Origin of the sequence: Endozoicomonas atrinae (genome assembly GCF_001647025.1) — a bacterium.
GTDB classification, from domain to species: domain Bacteria; phylum Pseudomonadota; class Gammaproteobacteria; order Pseudomonadales; family Endozoicomonadaceae; genus Endozoicomonas; species Endozoicomonas atrinae.
Genome location: NZ_LUKQ02000372.1, coordinates 1 through 4,006 on the forward strand (window position 1 = coordinate 1; position 4,006 = coordinate 4,006).

The window sequence follows — 4,006 nt, forward strand, 5'->3', positions numbered from 1 at the left end:
GATCATCCTGAGTTTTAATCTGACTGGCTATTTGATCTACCAGTTTTTCGTTGATTTCAACGCTCATTGTTATTCTCCATTTTGGAGTATTAACGACAAGCGTTTACACAATTTAAATTACATTCCCTGCCTACTACTCATTATGGCTGGCTGCTCTGGGGCAGTTGCCTATCATGACGCTTGATCAGCTTAGCGCCAACATATCCACAACCAATTAAGCCTGCTCCTAAACCCATTCCAGCAATCGCACCACCTCCGGTAGCAGCAACTGCGGATAAAAAGAATATTCCTCCACCTATGCCAGCCAGTGCAGCGACACACACCTTTCTCATATCAAGCGTTTTGTTCTCTGGAGTAGAGCCCTTATAAAACCATTCCTTAGCCGCACGTAACTTTCGCATGACAACATTCTGTTTTTTGACTCTTATACCAAAACATTGAGTGTAGACCTCTGTATCTCCCGTTTCTGCAGTATTAGTGAATCCGGTGCCCGTGGCCTGACCTGACTGAGTTGCTCCGTATGAATCTAACATAACAAACCTCCTTGTCTGTTCTTGTTTAATAGTTAAATAATAAGATTTATCATGACATTATGTGTATAACATGGCTGTCAGAACCCATAACAAAGTGGATAATTCTGGGCTTACCGTTTCAATGATGGCTTATATTCAGGTATTAAAAACAGGATATTTGATACTGATAAAATGATAACGTTACGTAAACCTGAAACACCTAATCAATGCAATTACGGCATAAGTAGCAGATATGCATTGATCAGGAGTTACAAGTGCCTAATTCATTATGGCCGGCTGCTCTGGGGCAGTTGCCTATCATGACGCTTGATCAGCTTAGCGCCAACATATCCACAACCAATTAAGCCTGCTCCTAAACCCATTCCAGCAATCGCACCACCTCCGGTAGCAGCAACTGCGGATAAAAAGAATATTCCTCCACCTATGCCAGCCAGTGCAGCGACACACACCTTTCTCATATCAAGCGTTTTGTTCTCTGGAGTAGAGCCCTTATAAAACCATTCCTTAGCCGCACGTAACTTTCGCATGACAACATTCTCTTTTTTGACTCTTATACCAAAACATTGAGTGTAGACCTCTGTATCTCCCGTTTCTGCAGTATTGGTGAATCCGGTGCCCGTGGCCTGACCTGACTGAGTTGCTCCGTATGAATCTAACATAACAAACCTCCTTGTCTGTTCTTGTTTAATAGTTAAATAATAAGATTTATCATGACATTATGTGTATAACATGGCTGTCAGAACCCATAACAAAGTGGATAATTCTGGGCTTACCGTTTCAATGATGGCTTATATTCAGGTATTAAAAACAGGATGTAAGCAGAAAGTTGTTTTTATTCCCTAAAAATCACCAATACCATAACATCACCCATCAGACTGATTAACGTATTGGTCCCATGGGGAGTTATCAAATGGCAATACAGCCCGATGGTAACGCCCCCTAGAGAGTATTAAACAGAATAATTCTTGCCCCTGCGACTATCAGGCAGAATGACTCCAATAAAGGGGGATGAAGTATGGTCTTAAAAATTATTCGTAATGTATTAGGCTACGGTATAGCAGCTGTGGATAAGTTGACCCGCCCTGCAGCGATGGCTCGCTCACCAGAACAACAAGCCCAGGTGAATGCACAAACAGCCAATATGACGCTCTATCAATTCAAGGCCTGCCCTTTCTGTATCAAAGCTCGCAGGGCTATTCATAAACTGGGACTGAATATACAGACTGTGGATGCCATGAATGACGCTCAGGCCCGTAATGAACTACAACAGATGGGCGGCAAGGTTCAGGTACCCTGTCTGCGTATTCAGGAAGAGGGTCAAGACGATATCTGGATGTATGAGTCTGGAGATATTATCCAGTATCTTCAAAAGAAATTTGGCTGATTAATGGTCTACCAGCTCCGCCCCTACCAAAAAGATGCCGTTCACAGTGTGATACGGCATTTTCGCAAATCCGATAATCCAGCCCTGCTTGTGCTGCCCACAGGAGCAGGAAAGAGCCTTGTTATCTCTGAACTGGCCCGTATCGCCCGAGGCCGCGTTCTGGTGCTGGCTCATGTAAAAGAACTGGTAGAGCAGAACCACGCCAAGTATGAAAGCTATAGCTTGAAGGCTTCCATCTTCAGTGCAGGGCTTGGGCAGAAAGAAGCCTCTGAACAGGTAATATTTGGCAGTGTGCAAAGCGTTGTAAGAAACCTTAAGCAGTTTCAAAACACGCCGGGTGAGAAAATATTCACCCTGCTGGTTATTGATGAGTGCCACCGGGTATCCATGGAGAAAGACTCCAGTTACCACAAAGTCATTCAACACTTTAAACGTCTGAATCCACACCTCAAGGTTCTCGGTTTAACAGCAACTCCTTATCGCCTGGGGATGGGTTGGTTGTACCAGTATCACCAAAGCTCTGAGAACAAAGGGGCTGTCAGAACAGAAGAGCCTCGTTTTTTCAAAGAGTGCCTGTTTGAACTGCCACTCTCCTACATGGTTGATAATGGTTACCTCACGACACCAGAGGTCGTTGATGCGCCTATTGTTTTCTATGACTTCAGTCAGCTATCCAGAGACAGCTTTGGACGTTACGGGGAGCAGGAGCTGAATCAGTTATTAAAAGGAAAAACCCGGGCTACCCGTGAAATCATAGAGCAGGTAAAAAGAGAAGCGACAACCCGTAAAGGCGTCATGGTGTTTGCGTCTACGGTAGACCATGCCCGTGAGATCATGGGTTACCTTCCAGAAAATGAGAGCGCTCTGATTATTGGTGATACTCCATCAAAAGAGCGGGATCGCCTGATCGAAGCCTTCAAACAGCAGCAGCTCAAATTCCTTGTGAATGTTTCAGTACTCACTACAGGCTTCGATGCACCCCATGTTGACCTGATTGCCATACTGCGCCCAACAGAGTCCGTCAGCCTTTATCAGCAGATAGTTGGTCGGGGGCTGCGTCTCGCTCCGAACAAAAAAGACTGCCTGATTATTGATTATGCCGGTAACCGCTTCAGTTTATACAGCCCGGAAGTCGGTGACCCCAAACCGGACTCCAAAGCTGTACCGGTAACGGTTCCCTGTCCTGCCTGTGGTCATGAGAATCATTTCTGGGGAGTTGTCGATGGCGATGGGGACCTGGTTGAACACTATGGTCGACGCTGCCAGGGCTTTGAAGCGTTTCTGGATGACAACGGTAAAGAAGTAAAAGAACAGTGTGAGTTCCGATATCGCTTCAAAGAGTGTGACCAGTGTGGTGCTGAAAACGATATAGCAGCCAGAAAATGTCACAGTTGCCAGAACGGACTGGTAGACCCAGATAAAAAACTTCGAGAGGCTCTAAACCTGAGAAACTGCATGGTTATACGGTGTTCTGGGATGGAAATGAGCGCTGATAAAGACGCTCAGGGCAAACAACGTATCAAGATCACCTACCATGACGAAGATGGTGCCGAAATTAATGAATTTTTCAGACTGGATACGCCATCCCAACAAGGTGCCTTCTACCATCATTTTGGCAAGCATGCCTTGATTAATCGTGCGGAGCCATTCAGGGCGTCAACTGTGGATAATGTTATCCACAGCAGGAATAAATTTCGCAAACCTGACTTTGTCATTGCTCAGAAAGAAAAACATTACTGGAAGATCATTGATAAGCTGTTCGACTACAATGGCCGGTACCGTAAGGCGGACACTCTTTAATCAAAACTCAGGTTTAACCGTATCAATTTAAAGTCTGAAATTTGCTGGTATAAAAAAAGATAACTAGATAAATACATATTATAAGAAATGACAAATTTTATTAAAAATAAACTTGCAATGTATGAAATAAATGCAATAAATATACTTACAAAATATAAGGTTATTTAGGGAATGTAATTTAAATTGTGTAAACGCTTGTCGTTAATACTCCAAAATGGAGAATAACAATGAGCGTTGAAATCAACGAAAAACTGGTAGATCAAATAGCCAGTCAGATTAAAACTCAGGA

General features: G+C 43.9%; 4 protein-coding genes. 2 read left to right on the forward strand and 2 right to left on the reverse strand.

The window, feature by feature from the left end:
• Positions 1-140: 140 nt before the first annotated feature.
• Together AK963_RS26360 and AK963_RS26365 are read right to left on the reverse strand one after the other, a co-directional pair.
• A complete protein-coding gene (locus AK963_RS26360; protein WP_066018327.1) occupies positions 141-533 on the reverse strand; it encodes a hypothetical protein in 393 nt (130 codons plus the stop codon).
• Positions 534-799: 266 nt separating this feature from the next.
• Positions 800-1,192, reverse strand: coding sequence for a hypothetical protein (locus AK963_RS26365; protein ID WP_066018328.1), 393 nt, complete (start codon positions 1,190-1,192; stop codon positions 800-802).
• Between the two features lie 356 nt (positions 1,193-1,548).
• Between AK963_RS26365 and AK963_RS26370 the strand changes: the two genes are divergently transcribed.
• A complete protein-coding gene (locus tag AK963_RS26370) occupies positions 1,549-1,917 on the forward strand; it encodes a glutaredoxin family protein (protein WP_066018329.1) in 369 nt (122 codons plus the stop codon).
• 3 nt (positions 1,918-1,920) lie between these two features.
• A complete protein-coding gene (gene radD, locus AK963_RS26375; RefSeq protein ID WP_066018330.1) occupies positions 1,921-3,717 on the forward strand; it encodes a DNA repair helicase RadD in 1,797 nt (598 codons plus the stop codon).
• Positions 3,718-4,006: the final 289 nt, after the last annotated feature.

Coding starts and splice junctions, on each gene's coding strand:
- radD (WP_066018330.1), top strand. CDS start 1,921: ATGGTCTACCAGCTCCGCCCCTACCAAAAAGATGCCGTTCACAGTGTG.
- AK963_RS26365 (WP_066018328.1), bottom strand. CDS start 1,192: ATGTTAGATTCATACGGAGCAACTCAGTCAGGTCAGGCCACGGGCACC.
- AK963_RS26360 (WP_066018327.1), bottom strand. CDS start 533: ATGTTAGATTCATACGGAGCAACTCAGTCAGGTCAGGCCACGGGCACC.
- AK963_RS26370 (WP_066018329.1), top strand. CDS start 1,549: ATGGTCTTAAAAATTATTCGTAATGTATTAGGCTACGGTATAGCAGCT.